We start from the raw sequence: 16,196 nt of genomic DNA, 5'->3' as shown, positions 1-16,196 counted from the left end.
AACAGAAGAATCCGATGGGATCCAGCGGTTAGGCTGCTCAATCATGGAACTGCGCCATCTCCGGCACTTCGTCGCGGTCGCCGAGGACCAGCACTTCACCCGTGCCGCCGAACGTCTGATGGTGTCCCAGTCGGGTCTGTCGGCGTCGATCAGGGCGCTGGAGCGGGAGCTGCGGGCGCCGCTGTTCGTACGCACCACCCGCCGGGTGACCCTGACGGAGGCCGGGCGCGCGCTGCTGGCGGAGGCCGAGCGGATCCTGGCGCAGGTGCGCTCCGCGCACGAGGCGGTGGCGGCGGTGCAGGGCGTGCTGCGCGGCACGCTGGCGCTCGGCACCGAGCAGTGCATCGCCGGCGTGCACGTGGCCGGGCTGCTCGCCGCCTTCCGGGGCCGGCACCCCGACGTGGAGATCCGGCTGCGGCAGGCCGGCTCGGGCGCGCTGGCCGAGGAGGTCGCGGCCGGACGGCTCGACCTGGCCTTCGCCTACCGCACCCAGGCCGACACCGACCAGCTGCGTTCGGTGTCCCTGACCAGTGAGCCGATGACCGTGCTGTGCCATCCCAGCCACCGGCTCGCCTCGGCCGGAGCCCCGCTGGGCCCCGACGACCTCGCCGGGGAGGTGTTCGTCGACTTCCACCCCGACTGGGGGCCGCGCCGCACCACCGACACCGCGTTCGCCACGGCCGGGGTCCGGCGCACGGTCGCGCTGGAGGTCAACGACGTGCACAGTCTGCTGGACCTGGTGGACGAGAACCTCGGGGTCGCCGTCGTCCCCCGGCACTTCCGGCACAAGCGGCCGGCGCTCGCCGCGCTGCCGCTGAAGGGCGTGGGCGACACGCGGTACGAGACCGTCGCGCTGCTGCCGCCCGAGGGAGCCACCAGTCCGGCCGCCCGCGCCCTGGTCACCCTCCTGGAGACGGGCGACCCGGCGGGTGGGCCGGGGGAAGCCCCGGCCGGGCCGAGCGGTTGACCGGGCCGACCGGCCTGAGCGGGCCGACCGGGCGGCCGCGGAAGCGGGAACCGGCACGCGCGGACGGCGGTCGTTTGCGAGGGTGGACGGTATGCATGCCAAGGACATCCTCATCGACGGCTACGGCCGCATCCAGGAAGAAGTCCACGCCGTCCTCGACGGTCTCGGGCCGGAGGCGCTGCACCACCGGCCGGCCCCGGACGCCAACACCATCGCCTGGCTCGTCTGGCACCTGACCCGGGTGCAGGACGACCACGTCGCCGACGCCTTCGGCCTCGACCAGGTGTGGCTCTCCCAGGACTGGGAGAAGCGGTTCGGCCTCGGTCTGCCCCGGCACGACACCGGCTACGGGCACAGCCCCGCCGAGGTCGCGAAGGTGCGGGTGGAGTCGGCCGGGCTGCTCACCGGCTACTACGACGCCGTCCACGGGCAGACCCTCGACGCTCTGCGTTCGGTGGCCGCCAAGGACCTGGAGCGGGTCGTGGACGAGCGGTGGGACCCCCCGGTCACGCTGGGGATCCGCCTGGTGAGCGTCCTGTCCGACGATCTCCAGCACGTCGGACAGGCCGCCTACCTCAGGGGGCTGCTTCAGAGCGCGGCGGCGTAGCCCGGCAGGACCACGTCCTCGATGAGGGCCTTGCGCTCGTCGTAGGGGATGAACGCGCTCTTGAGGGCGTTCACCGTGACGGTGCGCAGGTCCTCGACGCTCCAGCCCGCCTGCTCGACCAGCAGGGCCATCTCGCGGGTCATCGTCGTACCCGAGACCAGACGGTTGTCGGTGTTCAGGGTGACCCGGAAGCCCAGGTCCTTCAGGACCGTGATCGGGTGCTCGGCGATCGAGGTGGCGCAGCCGGTCTGGAGGTTGGAGGTGGGGCACATCTCCAGGGCGATCCGGCGGTCGCGGACCCAGGAGGCGAGGCGGCCGAGCTTGCCGTCCACGATGTCCTCGGTGAGGCGCACACCGTGGCCGATGCGCTGGGCGCCGCACACCTGGAGGGCCTGGTGGATGCTGGGCAGGCCGTGCGCCTCGCCGGCGTGGATGGTGAAGGGCACGCTCTCGCGGCGCAGGTGCTCGAAGGCGGCGAGGTGGTCGGCGGGCGGGAAGCCGTCCTCGGCGCCGGCGATGTCGAAGCCGACGACACCGGCGTCGCGGTAGGCGACGGCCAGGTCGGCGGCCTCACCGACCCGGTCGAACATCCGCATGCCGCACAGGAGCGTGCCGACGCGGACCGGCGTGCCGGCCGCGGCGGCCTTGGCCATGCCGGCGGCCAGGCCCTCCTGCACCGTCTCCACGACCTCGGGCAGCGTCAGGCCGCCGTTGACGTTCAGCTCGGGCGCGTAGCGCACCTCGGCGTAGACGACACCGTCGGCGGCCAGGTCGAGGACGTACTCCTCGGCGGTGCGCAGCAGGCCCTCACGGGTCTGCATGACGGCGAGGGTGTGCTCGAAGGTGGCTATGTAGCGGACCAGGTCGCCGGAGTTGGCGGCGTCGAAGTACCAGGCGGCCAGCTCGTCGGGGTCGGTGGTGGGCAGGGTGTGGCCGACCGCCGCCGCGAGTTCGACGACGGTGGCGGGGCGCAGGCCGCCGTCGAGGTGGTCGTGCAGGACGGCCTTGGGCAGCCGGCGGAGGGTCTCGGTGTCGACAGGGGACGCGGTCATGGCAGGGCTTTCCTCGGCAGGTGGTTCGACAGGGGGGCGACGGCCGGGCGGCGGCTGGAGCGGGTACCAGCGGGTGCCGGACGGTCAGGCGGCGGGCTGGAGCAGGTCCCAGCGGTTGCCGTACAGGTCGCGGAAGACCGCGACCGTGCCGTACGGCTCGTGGCGCGGCTCCTCCAGGAAGGTCACGCCGGCGGCGGTCATCCGGGCGTGGTCGCGGGCGAAGTCGTCGGTGTGCAGGAAGAAACCGACGCGTCCGCCGGTCTGGTCGCCGACCCGGGCCCGCTGCTCGCCGTCCTTGGCACGGGCCAGGAGCAGTCCGGTGCCGGGGCCGTCACCGCCGGGTTCCACGACGACCCAGCGGGAGCCGTCGGGGCGCGGGGCGTCCTCGGCGAGACGGAAGCCCAGGGCTTCGGTGTAGAAGCGGACGGCCTCGTCGTAGTCGTCGACGACGAGGGTGACCAGGGCGAGGCGGCGCATCGTGACCTTCCGGTGGGGGTGGTTAGCGGGTGAGGTTATACGTAAAACGCGAGGGGCGCCAGTCCCTGTTCTACGCGCGTCACGGCAGGCGTGGGGCGGCCTGCCGGCGCGGGCCCGCACCCGCCGCGTGCGGGCCGCGCCGAGTGGCCGGTACGGTGCCGGCGCCGGCCGTCAGCGGCCCGGCGCGCGCAGGGCGTCGAGCCGGGACAACTCCTCGCCGGTCAGCCGGAGGGCGCCCGCGGCGACGTTCTCCTCCAGGTGGCCGGGATCGCCGGTGCCGGGGACGGCGAGGACGTGCGGGCCCTGGTGCAGGGTCCAGGCGATGCGGACCTGGGCGGGGCTCGCTCCGTGCGCCCGGGCCACGGCGAGCAGCTCCTCGTCCTGGCGGGCCTCGGCGGCACCGCGCTCGCCGCCCTGGCCGGCGACGGCGTAGAAGGGGACGAAGGCGATGCCCCGCTCACCGCACAGCCGCAGCAGTGCGTCGCCCTCCGGACCGGGGGCGTCGACGCAGTACCGGTTCTGTACGGCGGCCACGGGCGCGATCTCCAGCGCCTCGCTCAGGTGCCGGGGTGCGACGGCGGAGATGCCGAGGTGGCGGATCAGGCCGGCCTCGCGCAGCTCGGCGAGGGCGCCGAAGTGCTCGGCTATGGAGTCCTGCCGCGTGCGGCGGAAATACACGAGGTCGAGGTGGTCGCGGCCGAGCTGGCGCAGGTTCTCCTCGACGTGCCCGCGCAGTTCGTCGGGCCGGGCCGAGGCGCCCCACGCGCCCCGCTGGTCGCGGTAGGGGCCCACCTTGGTGGCGATGACCAGACCGTCGGCGTACGGGGCGAGGGCGGTGTTGATGAGCTCGTTCGCGCAGCGCAGGGCGGAGAAGTAGAAGGCGGCGGTGTCGATGTGGTTCACGCCGAGTTCGACGGCCCTGCGCAGTACGGCTGTCGAGCGCGCGCGGTCGCTGGGGGTGCCGAGGTGGAAGGGGGCGCTGCCCGTGAGCCGCATGGCGCCCAGGCCGATGCGGTGGACGGGCAGGTCGCCGAGGACGAAGGTGCCGGAGGCGTCTGCGGTGGCCGAGTCGGTGATCATCGGCGGAGTTTGGCACACGTGTGCCAAGGGCCGCCCTCGGCACACGTGTGCCGAGGGCGGCCGGAGGATGGCTCGCGCGGGCGCTCAGGTGCGTGCGTGGCCGTGCCCGCGCCGTACCCGGCGCGGGGGCCCGGTGCCGGAGGTCCGGGCGGCGGTACGGCTCCGCGCTGTCAGTGCTGGTCCACGAAGGCCCGTACCTCGATGGGCAGGGTGGTCGCCAGGGCGGCCTTGCGGCCCCACTCCAGGGCCTCGTCCAGGTCGGCGGCCTTGATGAGGCACAGTCCGCCCAGGTACTCCCCGCCCTCGGCGTAGGGGCCGTCGGTGACGAGCACGTCGCCGTTCTCGGGACGCAGCACGGTCGCGGTCTCCGGGCCGTGCAGACCGCCCGCGAAGACCCAGGCACCGGCCGCGCGCAGTTCGTCGTTGAAGGCTTCGACGTTGTGCACGATCCCGGTGAGGGCCTCCGGGCCGGGCGGTGTGCCGCCGGCCGGCTGGACCACGCTGAGCAGGTAGTGCTTCATCACGTCCTCCAAGGCGTCGGGCCCGTGACGGGCTCTGTGTCACCCCTACACGAACGGCGGGGCCGCGGACCGGCACCGCGCGCCGCTGCCACTCAAAAATCTCCGGAAGGATGTCCCTCATGGCCCGCATCCCGCATCCGCTCGTCGCCCGCGCCCGCCGGCTCGCCACGGAGCTGCTCCTCCCCGAGGCCGAACGCGTCGACCAGGAGGGGGTGCCTCCCGGCCATGTCGAGGCGGTGAAGCGGTCGGGACTGCTCGGGGTGGCCGCACCGGTGGACCACGGCGGCTGGGGTGCCCCGCCGGCCGTGCTGCGGCAGATCACCGAGATCCTGGCCGGGGCGTGCTGCTCGACGTGGTTCGTGCAGACCCAGCACCACACACCGGTGCAGATGCTGGCGGCGAGCGGCCTGCCGGTGCGGGAGCGGCTGCTGGGCCCGCTGTCCCGCGGGGAGCTGCTGTCCGGGGTGGCCTACGCCCATCTGCGGTCGCACGGGCGGTGCCCGGTGCGGGTCCGCCGCCGGGGTGACGGCTGGCGGTTCGACGGGACCGTGCCCTGGTACACCGGGTGGGGGCTGAACGACGTGCTCCTGCTGGCCGGGGCGACCGACGCCGGTGAGGTGCTGTTCGCCTTCGCCGAGGCACGCGAGCAGCCGGGACTGCGGGCCTCGGCGCCGATGCGGCTGGCCGCGCTCACCGCCGCGCGCACGGTGTCGCTGGAGCTGGACGGCCTGTGGCTGCCCGCGGAGTCGGTGGTGCTGCGCACGCCGTACGAGACGTGGGCGGCCGGGGACCGGGCCAGGACGCGGAACACCGGCCCGGCGGTCCTCGGCGTCGCGGAGGCAGCCCTGTCGCTGCTGGCGGAGGAGACCGCCGCCCCGCTGCGCGCCCGCCTCGCCGGTGTCCGCCGCCGGGCCTACGACCTGGCCGACCATCCGTTCCCGCACGAGCGGACCGGGGAACGGCTGGCGGTGCGCGCGGAGGCGTACGACGTGCTGCGCGTCGCCACGACGGCGGCGGTGGTGGCCGGCGGCGGCCGCGCGATGGCCCTGTCGAGCCGCGCCCAACGCCTCGCCCGCGAGGGCCTGTTCCTGCTGGTACAGGGCCAGACAGCCGAGACACGTGAGGCACACCTACGGACACTGACCGCCTCCGGCGGGGTGACGGCGGCACGGGACCCCGGCGGGGCCGACTGACGGGGATGAGCCGCCGCCGGGGCCGACTGACGGGGGTGAGCCTCTGCCGGGACCGGCTGACGGGGGTGAGCCTCTGCCGGGACCGACTGACGGGGGTGAGCCTCTGCCGGGACCGGCTGACACGGGCGTGGGCCCCCGGCGCGGTCTGTCGGCGGGTGGAGATTCCCGGCGGCCGAGTGGGCTGGCCACGGCCCACCCCGGAGGCCGGACAGGGCACGCCCCGGTCGTCCCCCGGGACCGGTTGACCACGGCGCGGGCCCTCCGGCCGGTCGGCCGGCGGGCGGCACCCCCACCTCCGGCGGTGCCGACTGACGGCCGGACACACCCATCGGCGGTACCGGCTGATACGGGCGCGGGCCCTCGGCGGGACCGGCTGGCAGAGACGCGGGCCCTCCAGCGGGGCCTGCCTGCCGGCGGGTTCCCCGGTCGGCGAGGAGGCTCAGCACGATCCACCCCGGAGGCCCGACAGGGCACGCCCCGGTCGTCCCCCGGGACCGGTTGACCACGGCGCGGGCCCGGCCGGCCGGGTCGGCCGGCGGCACACCCTCCGGCGGGGCCGACTGACGGCCGGACACACCCATCGGCGGCACCGGCTGATACAGGCGCGGGCCCTCCAGCGGGCCTGCCTGCCGGCGGGTTCCCCGGTCGGCGAGGAGGCTCACCGCGATCCCCCCCGAGGGCCGACAGGGCTCGCCACGGTGTGCCGCGATGGTCAGGGGTGGGTGGGCGGTGACGCCCCGGTGGTCGTGTTGGGCGTGCCGTTCGGGCAGGGGGCCGGGGGTCAGCCTGCGAAGGGCACCTGTGCCGTGGTGACGGTCCGGCTGCCGTCCGGGTGCGTCCACAGGCCCTGTGCGGCGAGCCGGGGCAGTACGCCCTCGCCGAACCAGTACGCCTCCTCCAGGTGCGGGTAGCCGGAGAGGACGAACTCGTCGATGCCGAGGGCGTGGTACTCCTTGACGCGTTCGGCGACCTCGTCGTGGCTGCCGACCAGGGCCGTGCCCGCCCCGCCGCGCACCAGCCCGATGCCGGCCCACAGGTTGGGGTGGATCTCCAAGCTCTCCCGGCTGCCGCCGTGCAGGGCGAGCATCCGCTGCTGGCCCTCCGACTCGCTGCGGGCGAGGCCCGTCTGGACGGCCCGTACGGTCTCCGGGTCGAAGCCGTCGAGCAGCCGGTCCGCCTCCGCCCAGGCCTGCCGCGCGGTGTCCCGGGTGATGACGTGCAGCCGGATGCCGAACCGGAGGGTACGGCCGTGCTCCGCGGCCAGCTTCCGTATCCAGGCGATCTTCTCGGCGACCTGCGCCGGCGGTTCGCCCCAGGTGAGGTACACGTCGGCGTACCGGGCCGCGACCTCGCCGGCGGCGGGCGAGGAACCGCCGAAGTACACCTCGGGCACCGGGTCGGGCACCCGGCTGAGCTTCGCCCCCTCCACCCGGAGGTGCTCCCCGTGGAGGTCGACGCTTCCGCCGTCCCACAGCTGCCGCACGATGTGCAGGAACTCACCGGTTCGGCGGTAACGGGCGTCCTTGTCGAGGAAGTCGCCGTAGGCCCGCTGCTCGTGGCTCTCGCCGCCGGTGACGACGTTCAGCAGCAGCCGGCCGCCGCTCAGTCGCTGGAAGGTGGACGCCATCTGGGCGGCGAGGGTCGGGGCGACCGAGCCGGGCCGGAAGGCGACCAGGAACTTCAGCCGTTCGGAGTTCTGGCTGACCATGGCGGTGGTCAGCCACGCGTCCTCGCACCAGGCGCCGGTCGGGGTGAGCGCGCCGGCGAAGCCGAGGTCCTCGGCGGCGCGGGCGATCTGGCTCAGGTAGGCGACCGTGGGCGGCCGGTCCCGGCCGGAGGCGGTCGCCGGGGTGCCGTGACCGCCGCCGACGACATGGCGGCTGTCGCCGTTGGTGGGCAGGAACCAGTGGAAGGTGAGGGACACGAGGGGGTCTCCGATCAGAGCAGGCCGTGCCGGGGCGGCCGGGTTCCGTTGAGCACGTACCGGCCGATGTGCTGGATCTTCCAGCGGACGGGGTCGTGCAGCGTGTGGGTGCGGGCGTCCCGCCAGTGGCGGTGCAGGTTGAGGGAGTCGAGGGCCGCGCGGGTGCCGGCCACCTCGAACAGGGCGCTCGCCACCTCCACGGCCGCCTGCGCGGCCCGTACCTTGGCGGCGGCGACCGCGATGGACGCCTCGGCCGCGGAGTCGTCGGTGAGGCCGGCGCGGGCCGCGTCGACGGCGCGGGCGCCCTCGTGCAGGAGCGCCTCGGCGGCCCGCAGCTCGAGGGCGAGTTCACCGAAGCGCTGCACGAGCAGCGGGTCCTCGGCGGCGGTCCCGGCTCCGCTCTCGAACCAGGGGCGGCTGGTGGTGCGGACGAACTCCGCCGCCTCGGCCAGTGCTCCGCCCGCGATGCCGGTGTCGATGGCGGCGTGCAGCAACTGGGCCACCGCGCCGTGGAGTTGGGGCCCCTCGAAGGTGAGGTGGTGGGGCAGGACGCGGTCCGCGGGCACGGGGACGCCGTCGAGGCGGACGGTGCCGCTGGCGGTCGTCCGCTGGCCCATGCCGTCCCAGTCGTCGACGACGGTGAGGCCGGGGGCGTCCCGGGGGACGTAGGCGACGTACAGCTTGTCGTCCTCGGCGCGGGCCAGCACCGGGATCCAGTCGGCGAACAGGGCGCCGGTGCTGTAGTGCTTGACGCCCCGCAGGACGTACGACCCGTCCGCCCGGGGCTCCAGGCGGGTGCGGATGTCCTGGACGTGCCGGGTGCCGGCCTCGGACTGGGCGTTGCCGAGGCGGCGGCCGGCGAGGACCTCCGCGAAGAAGAACTTCCGCTGCTCCTCGGTGCCCTGGCGGCGGATGACGTTGACGTACACGAAGTGGCTCTGCGGGATCTGGGCGAGGCTGCCGTCGGCGGTGCCGAGCAGCCGGAAGATCTCCGCGAGGGCCTGGGCGCTGACGTCCGCGCCGCCGTGTTCGGCGGGCACGGTGACGGCCAGCAGTCCGGACGCGGAGAGCCGGTCCAGTTCGGCGCGCGGGAGCCGGCGTGCGGCGTCCCGTCCGGCGGCCCCGGCGCGGAACTCGCCGGCCAGGGCCGCGGCGACGGTGAGCGCCTCCGTCTCGTCGGCGATGACGTGGGCGGTCATGGGAGTCAGCTCGCCGCCGCCAGGACGGGGGTGCGGTCCAGCGCGGCGGCGAACTGGTCCACCACCTGCCCCAGGGCCTGTTCGGTGGCGGGTGCGACGCTCACCGAGCCGTCCTCCCGTACGGTGATGTCCTTGTCGAGGGTGAACCAGCCCTGGACGATGTGCGCGGCGCCCATGGAGTTCAGCACCGGGCGCAGGGCGTAGTCGATGGCGAGGACATGGGCGGTGGAGCCGCCGGTGGCGAGCGGCAGCACGGTCTTGCCGGTGAGCGCGTACTGCGGGAGCAGGTCCAGGAGTGCCTTCAGGACGCCGGAGTACGACGCCTTGTAGACGGGTGTGCCGACCACGACGCCGTCTGCGCGGGCGAACAGCTCGGTGGCCTCCACGATGGCGGGGTGGCGGAAGTCGGCGCCGAGCAGGGCCTCGGCCGGCACGGTGCGGACGTCGAGCGGGATCACCTCGTGGCCCTGGGCTATGAGCCGCTGGTCCAGGTGGCGCAGCAGGCGGCCGGTGCGCGAGGAGGCGGAGGGGCTGCCGGAGACGGACAGGACGGTGGCCATGGGTGCCTCGTTTCTGGGGTGCGCCGGGCGCCCGCGCGGGGGCGGGCGCCCGGAGGGCAGGTCGGTCAGGAGTACCAGGTGGGTTCGGAGAGTTCGCCTTCGAGGACCCAGCGGCCGACCTCGCGGCGCTTGTAGGCGACCGGGTCGTGCAGGGTGTGGGTGCGGACGTTGCGCCAGAAGCGGTCGAGCCCCTCGGTGGTGGCGGTGGAGCGGGCGCCGGTGACCTCGAAGATGCGGGTGGTGATCTCCAGGGCGACGTCCGTGGCGCGGGCCTTGGCCGCGGCGACCCGGACCTCGAACTCGCCGCGGGTCCGCTCGGTGACCGCGTCGGGGTCGTCGTGCAGGGTCTGGCCCTCGGCGGCGACGGTGTCGGCGAACGCCTCGGCCGCCCAGAGCTTGGCGGTGAGGTCGCCGTAGGTGTCGATGACGTACGGTTCGTCGACCGCCCGCTCGTGGCCGCCGTGCAGCCACGACCTGGACTTGGTGCGGGTGTAGGTGGCGGCCGTCTCCAGCGCGCCGGCCGCAATGCCGAGGTAGAAGTTGACGAAGACCAGCTGGATGGTGGGGACGTTGAGGGTGTTGTAGACGCGCGGCTGGAACCGCTTGTCCACGTAGCCGGCGGCCGAGGACCACGGGGTGCGGACGCCGTCGAGGGTGACGCCGCCGCTCTCCGTGAGCCGCTGGCCGATGTTGTCCCAGTCGTCGTGGAAGGCGAGTCCCTCGCTGCCGGAGGGCACGATGGCGAAGACGTGCTGGTCGGTGCCGTCCAGGACGCCTTCCAGGACGGTCACGTCGGAGACCTTGCTGCCGGTGGAGAAGGACTTGCGTCCGGTGAAGACCAGGTCGTCACCGTCCTCGGTGACGGTGACGTCCTTGTCGCGCGGGTTGACGGCTCCGCCGAAGAACCAGCGGTTGCGGGAGGCCTCGGCCTCCACGTGCTCCCACTGTTCGCGGGTGCCGACCAGGCGGGCGGCCCAGAACCACAGGTAGTGGTAGCCGAGGAGCTGGCCGATCGACCCGTCGGCCTTGGCGATCTCCCGGACGACCCGGTAGGCGGTCGGCCAGTCCTGACCGCCACCGCCGTGCTCGGCGGGGCCGAGGAGGGTGACGAGGCCGGAGTCCTTCAGCAGCCGGATCTCGGCGTACGGGGTGGCGCCGGCCCGGTCGCGGGCGGCTGCGTCGGTGGCGAGGACGGCGGCCACCTCGGTGGCGCGGGCGATCCAGTCCTGGGCGGTGCGCGGGGCGGGGCCGGCGGTCCAGTCGGTGTGCGGGACGGTGCTCATGTCGCGGTGACCTCTTTCGCGGTGCGGTGCGGAAGGCGGGGGACGGTCAGGCGTGCGCGGGCACGGACTCGGGCCCGTCGGCCGTCTCGGGCAGCCGGGCCTCGAGTTCGCGTACGAGCGGCAGCACGCGGCTGCCGAAGTACTCGACCTCCTCGTGGTAGTGCAGGAAGCCGAGGAGGAAGAGGTCGACGCCGAGCCTCTTGTAGGCGACGATGCGTTCGGCGATCTGCTCCGGTGTGCCGATGAGCCCGGTGCGGAAGCCGTCGTTGTACTGGACCAGGTCCTCGAACGTGGAGTCCTGCCACATGCCCTTGCCGTCGGACGTGGACCGCCCGGCCTGGCGTACGGCGGCGCCGAAGCCTTCGACGGCCTCGGTGTCGGCCCCGGCGACGATCTCCCGCAGGGTCTCGCGGGCCTCGGCCTCGGTGTCGCGGGCGATGAGGAAGCCGTTGAGGCCGAACTTCGGTGCCCGGCGCCCGGCTTCGGCGGCGGACGCGCGGACGTCCCGGAGCTGTTCGGTGACGCCGTCGAAGTCCTTGCCGTTGGAGAAGTACCAGTCGGAGACGCGGCCGGCCATCCGCCGGGCGGCGGTGGAGTTGCCGCCCTGGAAGATCTCGGGGTGCGGGCGCTCGGGGGTGTTGAGCGGTTTGGGCTTGAGGGAGAAGTCGCGCAGCCGGTAGAAGTCACCGGCGAGCTCGGCGTGGTCCTCGGTCCAGATCCGCCGCAGGGCGGTGATGAACTCCTCGGAGCGGCGGTAGCGTTCGTCGTGCTCCAGCCAGGGCTCGCCGAGCGCCGTGAACTCGTCCTTGAACCAGCCGGAGACGACGTTGACGGCGAAGCGGCCGTGGGACAGGTGGTCGGCGGTGGCGCCGAGTTTGGCGAGGACCCCCGGGTGCCACAGGCCGGGGTGGACGGCGGCGATGACTTTCAGCCGCTCGGTGGCCAGCAGCAGGGCGAGGCTGAAACTGGTGGACTCGTGCTGGTACTCGGCGCCGTAACTGGCCATGTAACGGACCTGGCTGAGCGCGTACTCGAATCCGTTGTTCTCGGCGAGCACGGCGAGCCGGCGGTTGTAGTCGTACCCCCAGTCGGTGCGCTGTTCGATCGAGCTGGTGACGAGTCCCCCGCTGACATTGGGGACCCAGTAGGCGAATTTGAGGGGCGCTGCGGGCATGCGGAACTCCTGTTGCGGGAAATGCGCGCGAGGACATTCGGGCACGCGGAATTCCGGGCGCGGAAAGGCGCGGGAGATCAGGCGTGCCGGAGACGTCCGGTGGGGCGGGGAACGCGGCGGATCAGGCCGCGGGGCAACAGGAGGCGCTGGAGACGCGCGCGAGGTCGACATGGCGTCGCCGCGTGAGGTCCAGTCGCATCGTCATGCCGTCGATCGTGGCAGCAGCCGGATATGGCCGTCAAGGTAAACCCGACCGGTCTCGTATCGCGGACCATTGAATTTAACGAAGGTGTGACAGGAAAACCCTTGAACCGGCCACCGCCGGCCGCGCATTCTGCGGCGGTGCGGACGGAACAGCTGGAATACATAGCGGCCGTGACCCGGCTGGGCTCGCTGCGCCGGGCGGCCGACGAACTGCGCCTGTCACAGCCCGCGTTGAGCGAGACCGTGCGGAACCTGGAGCGGGAGCTCGGTGTCGACCTGCTGGAGCGCAAGCGGTCGGGCGCGACGATGAGCGGGGCGGGCCGGGAACTGCTGCCCCACATCGTGAGCGTGCTGGAGGCGGTGGACCGGCTGCGGGCGGCGGCCGGTGAACAGCACCGCATCAGCCGTATGGTGCGCGTCGGCACGGTCAACGCGGCGACCGTGCCGCTGCTGATCCCCGTGCTGCGGGAGTTCCGCGCCACGCACCCGGTGACCCAGGTGGAGGTGGTGGGCGCCCAGCAGACGGACATCCAGCGCGGGCTGGCGGAGGGCGGCTTCGATCTCGGCCTCGTCAACCATCTGGAGGGCGACGACGTCCCGGCGGACATGGAGGGAACCGAACTGCTGAGCGGGCGGCCGGTGGTGTGCCTGCGCCCGGACAGCCCGCTGGCCGCGCTGCGGGTGATCGGCGCCGACGACCTGCTCGGTGTCCCGCTGATCGCGATGCGGGCCGGGTATGTGATGCACCGCTATGTGCACCGGCTGCTGGCGGGCCGTACCGCGGTGTTCTCGTACTCGACCGACGGTGCGGAGATGGGCAAGCTGATGGTCGCGGAGGGGCTGGGGGCGACCGTGCTGCCGGATTTCAGTGTGGCCGGGGACCCGTTGGAGCGGTCCGGCACGATCACGTACCGGCCGCTCGCCGGTGAGACCACGCGGGTGCTGCTGGTGCTCCAGCGCCGCCGCGCGGAGCCGGTGCCGCAGGCCGCCCAGGACCTGCACACCGCGTTCGTGCGGCGGGCGCGGGAGCTGGCCCGGGAGTGACGGCCGCGCCTCAGGCGCGGCCCTCGTCCTCCTGTCCGTCGAGCACGACGAGGAAGGCGTCCGACTTCAGGTCCATCACCACGGTGGCGGGTTCGCCCTCGGCACGCCGGGCCGCCGCGTATTCCTCTGCCGGCCACGATCCCCGCGGAGACCCTGCGGGGAAACGCTCCAACACCTTGGCACTCATCACGGCGGCCACCTCCTGCGTCGCTGACCCGAACGGAATGTACATGTTGTACCGCTTCTGTTGCCCCGGATCAGCGCGGGCATGTCACCGTACTTCGTCCGCCGTCCGCGGCGTCCGCGGCACCTCCCGCACGTCGGGGCGCCGGCTCAGCCGGCCCGGCCACCAGGCGAGGCGGCCGATGTCCCGCACCAGGGCGGGCACCAGCAGGGAGCGCACCACCAGCGTGTCGAGCAGGACGCCGAAGGCGACGATGAACGCGATCTGGGCGAGGAAGGCCAGCGGGATGACACCGAGGGCGGCGAACGTCGCCGCCAGCACCACGCCGGCCGCGGTGATCACCCCGCCCGTCGACACCAGCCCCCGCGCGACGCCCTGCCGTACCCCGTGGCGCAGCGACTCCTCGCGCACCCGGGACATCAGGAAGATGTTGTAGTCGACGCCGAGGGCCACGAGGAACACGAACCCGTACAGCGGCACGGAGGGGTCGGTGCCGCTGAAGCCGAACACGTGGCGGAAGACCAGGGCGGAGACCCCGAGGGTGGCCAGGAAGTTGACCGCCACCGTGGCCACGAGCAGCACGGGCATGAGCAGGGAACGCAGCAGCCCGGCCAGGATCACGAGGATGACGGCCAGGACGACGGGCACGATCAGGGTCCGGTCGCGTTCGGCGGTGCGCAGGGTGTCGTACCGCTGCGCGGTGTAGCCGCCGACCACGGCATGGGCGCCCGGGACGGCCCGCACGGAGCTGCGCAGCCGGGCGATCGTGTCCCTGGCGTCGTCGCTGTCCGCGGCCGAGCGGAGGGTGACGTCGGCCCGGGCGCGGCCACCGGCCACCAGGGGCTCGGCGCCGGGCCGGCCGGAGGCGCTCACAGCGGCGGCGGAGGCGACGCCCTCGGTGTGCCGGGCGGCGGCGAGGACCCGTGGGAGCCGCGCCGCGTCGGCGATGACCACGGCCGGATTGCCGGAGCCGCCGGGGAAGTGCCGGTCGAGGGTGTCCTGGGCGGTGACGGACGGCGCGTCGTCGACGAAGGTCTCGGACAGCGGGACGCCCCTGGAGGCGAGCGTGGGGGCGAAGGCGGCGCAGGCCAGCAGCGCGACGAGGCAGCTCGCCCACACCGTGCGCGGTGAGCGGTCGACGACACCGGCGACGCGCTGCCACAGTCCGTGGGCACTGTCCGTGCCGTCGGTGGCCCGGGGCCGGGTGGGCCAGTAGGCGCTGCGGCCCAGGAGGACGAGCGCGGCCGGCAGGAAGGTGAGGCTGCTGAGCAGGGCGCAGCCGATGCCGAGGGCGCCGACCGGTCCGAGCGACCGGTTGTTGGTCAGGTCGCTGAGCAGGAGGGCGAGCAGGCCGAGGGCGACGGTGGCCGCGCTGGCGGTGATGGGCCCCCAGGACCGGCGCAGCGCCGCCCGGGCGGCCGTGAACCGGTCGGCGTGCCGGGTGAGTTCCTCGCGGTAGCGGGCGCTGAACAGCAGGGCGTAGTCGGTGGCCGCGCCGATCACCAGGATGGACAGGATGCCCTGCACCTGCCCGTCGACGCGTACCGTCCCGTGGTCGGCCAGGGCGTAGACGAGCGCGCAGGCCAGCCCGAGGGCGAAGACGGCGCTCAGGATGACGAGGAACGGCAGCAGCACGCTGCGGTAGACGAGCAGCAGGATGACCAGGACCGCGGCGAGCGCGACGCCGAGGAGCAGGCCGTCGATGCCGGCGAAGGCGTCGCCCAGATCCCCCTGGGTCGCGGCGGGTCCGGCCAGTTGCGCGGTCGTGCCCGGCACGCGGTCCGCGGCGGCGCGGATCCGGTCGAGCGCCGCCGGGAGCCGGCCCCCCAGGTCCGGCCGCAGCGGAACGACCCCTTGCAGTGCCCTGCCGTCCTCGGCGGGCAGGGCCGGCGAGGTCCGGCCGGCCACGCCCGGCGTCCGGGTGAGCGAGGCGAGGGCGGTGGTGGCGGCGGCCTGCTGCCGGCGTACGGAGCCGCCCCCGTCGGCGGTCCACACGACGATCACGGGCAGCGTCTCCCGCTGCCGGAAGGCCCGCTGTTCGGTGAGGACCCGGGTGGACTCGGCGCTGCGCGGCAGGAAGGCGGCCTGGTCGTTGGTGGAGACCTCGCCGAGGCGCCCGGCGAACGGCCCCAGGAAGCCGCCGACGGCCAGCCAGGCGGCGAGGAGGGCGAAGGGGAGGAGCAGGCGGGCGGTACGGAGGGAAGGGGCGGCCATCTCTCTCCTGGCTCGGGACGGAGGCGGACATCCCGCTGACCGGCTGTCCCGGTCATCGGGTCATGGGGGTGCCGTGATCGCACGGCGGACACCTGCTGCTTCCGGTCCCGAGGAGTCGACGGATGCGGGACCGCCCCCGGCGGACCGGCGGATGCCGCCCGTCCCGGGGGGTCAGGGTATGCGGGAGAGTTCCTCGTCGGGCGCGGTCGGGAAACGCAACGCCGCGGACCGCTCGTCCGGGCCGAAGCACGACCGGGCCGCCTCCGTCGCGTCCGCGAGCGGCCGGAAGCGGCTGCGGGCGGCCGCGCGGGCGGCGTCGGCGTAGTGCAGGTGGACCACACGCCGGCCGGCGCTGTCCCGGGCCCGGCGAACGCGGCGGACGCGTTCCGGCCGGCCCGGACAGACGGCGACCGCCAAGGCCGCGACCGGACGTACGCGAGCACGACCCGGACAGACGGCGACCCCCGAGGCCGCGACCGGACGCACACGAGCACGACCCGGACAAACGGCGAC

17 protein-coding genes are annotated in these 16,196 nt (G+C 74.0%); 4 read left to right on the top strand and 13 right to left on the bottom strand.

All coding sequences use genetic code 11. The features are described from left to right. The first annotated feature begins 43 nt into the window (after positions 1 to 43). Both ABZ117_RS11890 and ABZ117_RS11885 read left to right on the top strand, forming a co-directional pair. Positions 44 to 967, top strand: a complete 924-nt coding sequence (locus tag ABZ117_RS11890; protein WP_356819736.1) for a LysR substrate-binding domain-containing protein — start codon at positions 44 to 46, stop codon at positions 965 to 967. A gap of 91 nt (positions 968 to 1,058) precedes the next feature. After that, complete coding sequence (locus ABZ117_RS11885; protein WP_356819735.1) at positions 1,059 to 1,574, top strand: DUF664 domain-containing protein; 516 nt, start codon at positions 1,059 to 1,061, stop codon at positions 1,572 to 1,574. On the opposite strand, the gene ABZ117_RS11880 is transcribed toward ABZ117_RS11885, so the two are convergent. From ABZ117_RS11880 to ABZ117_RS11865, 4 genes are all read right to left on the bottom strand, one after another. After that, a complete protein-coding gene (locus ABZ117_RS11880; RefSeq protein WP_356819734.1) occupies positions 1,556 to 2,626 on the bottom strand; it encodes an adenosine deaminase in 1,071 nt (356 codons plus the stop codon). The two genes, ABZ117_RS11885 and ABZ117_RS11880, sit on opposite strands and share 19 nt — an antisense overlap. 84 nt (positions 2,627 to 2,710) lie before the next feature. After that, a complete protein-coding gene (locus ABZ117_RS11875) occupies positions 2,711 to 3,103 on the bottom strand; it encodes a VOC family protein (protein ID WP_356819733.1) in 393 nt (130 codons plus the stop codon). Positions 3,104 to 3,274: 171 nt separating this feature from the next. After that, positions 3,275 to 4,183: an aldo/keto reductase gene (locus ABZ117_RS11870; protein WP_356819732.1), complete on the bottom strand. Its 909-nt coding sequence runs from the start codon at positions 4,181 to 4,183 to the stop codon at positions 3,275 to 3,277. A 170-nt stretch (positions 4,184 to 4,353) separates the two neighbouring features. Beyond that, positions 4,354 to 4,704, bottom strand: coding sequence for a YciI family protein (locus ABZ117_RS11865; RefSeq protein ID WP_356819730.1), 351 nt, complete (start codon positions 4,702 to 4,704; stop codon positions 4,354 to 4,356). A 119-nt stretch (positions 4,705 to 4,823) separates the two neighbouring features. Between ABZ117_RS11865 and ABZ117_RS11860 the strand changes: the two genes are divergently transcribed. Beyond that, positions 4,824 to 5,897, top strand: coding sequence for an acyl-CoA dehydrogenase family protein (locus ABZ117_RS11860; RefSeq protein WP_356819729.1), 1,074 nt, complete (start codon positions 4,824 to 4,826; stop codon positions 5,895 to 5,897). A 781-nt stretch (positions 5,898 to 6,678) separates the two neighbouring features. On the opposite strand, the gene ABZ117_RS11855 is transcribed toward ABZ117_RS11860, so the two are convergent. The 6 genes from ABZ117_RS11855 to ABZ117_RS11830 form a co-directional block, all read right to left on the bottom strand. After that, entirely contained in the window at positions 6,679 to 7,821 is a 1,143-nt protein-coding gene (locus tag ABZ117_RS11855; RefSeq protein ID WP_356819727.1) for an LLM class flavin-dependent oxidoreductase, read from the bottom strand. Between the two features lie 14 nt (positions 7,822 to 7,835). Beyond that, positions 7,836 to 9,020: an SfnB family sulfur acquisition oxidoreductase gene (locus ABZ117_RS11850; protein WP_356819725.1), complete on the bottom strand. Its 1,185-nt coding sequence runs from the start codon at positions 9,018 to 9,020 to the stop codon at positions 7,836 to 7,838. 5 nt (positions 9,021 to 9,025) lie between these two features. Then, entirely contained in the window at positions 9,026 to 9,580 is a 555-nt protein-coding gene (gene ssuE, locus ABZ117_RS11845) for an NADPH-dependent FMN reductase (RefSeq protein ID WP_356819724.1), read from the bottom strand. Positions 9,581 to 9,645: 65 nt separating this feature from the next. Further along, on the bottom strand, positions 9,646 to 10,863 hold the full coding sequence (locus ABZ117_RS11840; RefSeq protein ID WP_356819722.1) for an acyl-CoA dehydrogenase family protein: 1,218 nt from the start codon (positions 10,861 to 10,863) through the stop codon (positions 9,646 to 9,648). 46 nt (positions 10,864 to 10,909) lie between these two features. Beyond that, the gene (gene sfnG, locus ABZ117_RS11835; RefSeq protein ID WP_356819720.1) at positions 10,910 to 12,037 is read right to left on the bottom strand and encodes a dimethylsulfone monooxygenase SfnG; all 1,128 of its coding nucleotides are present in this window, start codon (positions 12,035 to 12,037) and stop codon (positions 10,910 to 10,912) included. A 121-nt stretch (positions 12,038 to 12,158) separates the two neighbouring features. Beyond that, entirely contained in the window at positions 12,159 to 12,236 is a 78-nt protein-coding gene (locus ABZ117_RS11830; protein ID WP_353962852.1) for a putative leader peptide, read from the bottom strand. A gap of 143 nt (positions 12,237 to 12,379) precedes the next feature. Here ABZ117_RS11830 and ABZ117_RS11825 point away from each other — a divergent pair, with 143 nt between their 5' ends. Further along, a complete protein-coding gene (locus ABZ117_RS11825) occupies positions 12,380 to 13,285 on the top strand; it encodes a LysR family transcriptional regulator (protein ID WP_356819718.1) in 906 nt (301 codons plus the stop codon). Between the two features lie 10 nt (positions 13,286 to 13,295). Here the strand turns inward: ABZ117_RS11825 and ABZ117_RS11820 are convergent, their stop codons facing one another. The 3 genes from ABZ117_RS11820 to ABZ117_RS11810 all read right to left on the bottom strand — a co-directional run bounded on the left by ABZ117_RS11820 (position 13,296) and on the right by ABZ117_RS11810 (position 16,100). Then, entirely contained in the window at positions 13,296 to 13,472 is a 177-nt protein-coding gene (locus tag ABZ117_RS11820; protein WP_356819717.1) for a hypothetical protein, read from the bottom strand. Between the two features lie 84 nt (positions 13,473 to 13,556). Beyond that, a complete protein-coding gene (locus ABZ117_RS11815; RefSeq protein WP_356819715.1) occupies positions 13,557 to 15,683 on the bottom strand; it encodes an MMPL family transporter in 2,127 nt (708 codons plus the stop codon). A 171-nt stretch (positions 15,684 to 15,854) separates the two neighbouring features. Next, a complete protein-coding gene (locus tag ABZ117_RS11810; protein WP_356819714.1) occupies positions 15,855 to 16,100 on the bottom strand; it encodes a hypothetical protein in 246 nt (81 codons plus the stop codon). Positions 16,101 to 16,196 lie beyond the last annotated feature (96 nt).

It is taken from the genome of Streptomyces sp. NPDC006309, from assembly GCF_040613095.1.
Classification (GTDB): Bacteria; Actinomycetota; Actinomycetes; order Streptomycetales; family Streptomycetaceae; genus Streptomyces.
Note: the sequence above shows the minus strand (reverse complement) of the source record. Positions and strands in the feature narration are given on the sequence as shown.

Coding starts and splice junctions, on each gene's coding strand:
- ABZ117_RS11890 (WP_356819736.1), top strand. CDS start 44: ATGGAACTGCGCCATCTCCGGCACTTCGTCGCGGTCGCCGAGGACCAG.
- ABZ117_RS11885 (WP_356819735.1), top strand. CDS start 1,059: ATGCATGCCAAGGACATCCTCATCGACGGCTACGGCCGCATCCAGGAA.
- ABZ117_RS11880 (WP_356819734.1), bottom strand. CDS start 2,626: ATGACCGCGTCCCCTGTCGACACCGAGACCCTCCGCCGGCTGCCCAAG.
- ABZ117_RS11875 (WP_356819733.1), bottom strand. CDS start 3,103: ATGCGCCGCCTCGCCCTGGTCACCCTCGTCGTCGACGACTACGACGAG.
- ABZ117_RS11870 (WP_356819732.1), bottom strand. CDS start 4,183: ATGATCACCGACTCGGCCACCGCAGACGCCTCCGGCACCTTCGTCCTC.
- ABZ117_RS11865 (WP_356819730.1), bottom strand. CDS start 4,704: ATGAAGCACTACCTGCTCAGCGTGGTCCAGCCGGCCGGCGGCACACCG.
- ABZ117_RS11860 (WP_356819729.1), top strand. CDS start 4,824: ATGGCCCGCATCCCGCATCCGCTCGTCGCCCGCGCCCGCCGGCTCGCC.
- ABZ117_RS11850 (WP_356819725.1), bottom strand. CDS start 9,020: ATGACCGCCCACGTCATCGCCGACGAGACGGAGGCGCTCACCGTCGCC.
- ssuE (WP_356819724.1), bottom strand. CDS start 9,580: ATGGCCACCGTCCTGTCCGTCTCCGGCAGCCCCTCCGCCTCCTCGCGC.
- ABZ117_RS11840 (WP_356819722.1), bottom strand. CDS start 10,863: ATGAGCACCGTCCCGCACACCGACTGGACCGCCGGCCCCGCCCCGCGC.
- sfnG (WP_356819720.1), bottom strand. CDS start 12,037: ATGCCCGCAGCGCCCCTCAAATTCGCCTACTGGGTCCCCAATGTCAGC.
- ABZ117_RS11830 (WP_353962852.1), bottom strand. CDS start 12,236: ATGCGACTGGACCTCACGCGGCGACGCCATGTCGACCTCGCGCGCGTC.
- ABZ117_RS11820 (WP_356819717.1), bottom strand. CDS start 13,472: ATGAGTGCCAAGGTGTTGGAGCGTTTCCCCGCAGGGTCTCCGCGGGGA.
- ABZ117_RS11815 (WP_356819715.1), bottom strand. CDS start 15,683: ATGGCCGCCCCTTCCCTCCGTACCGCCCGCCTGCTCCTCCCCTTCGCC.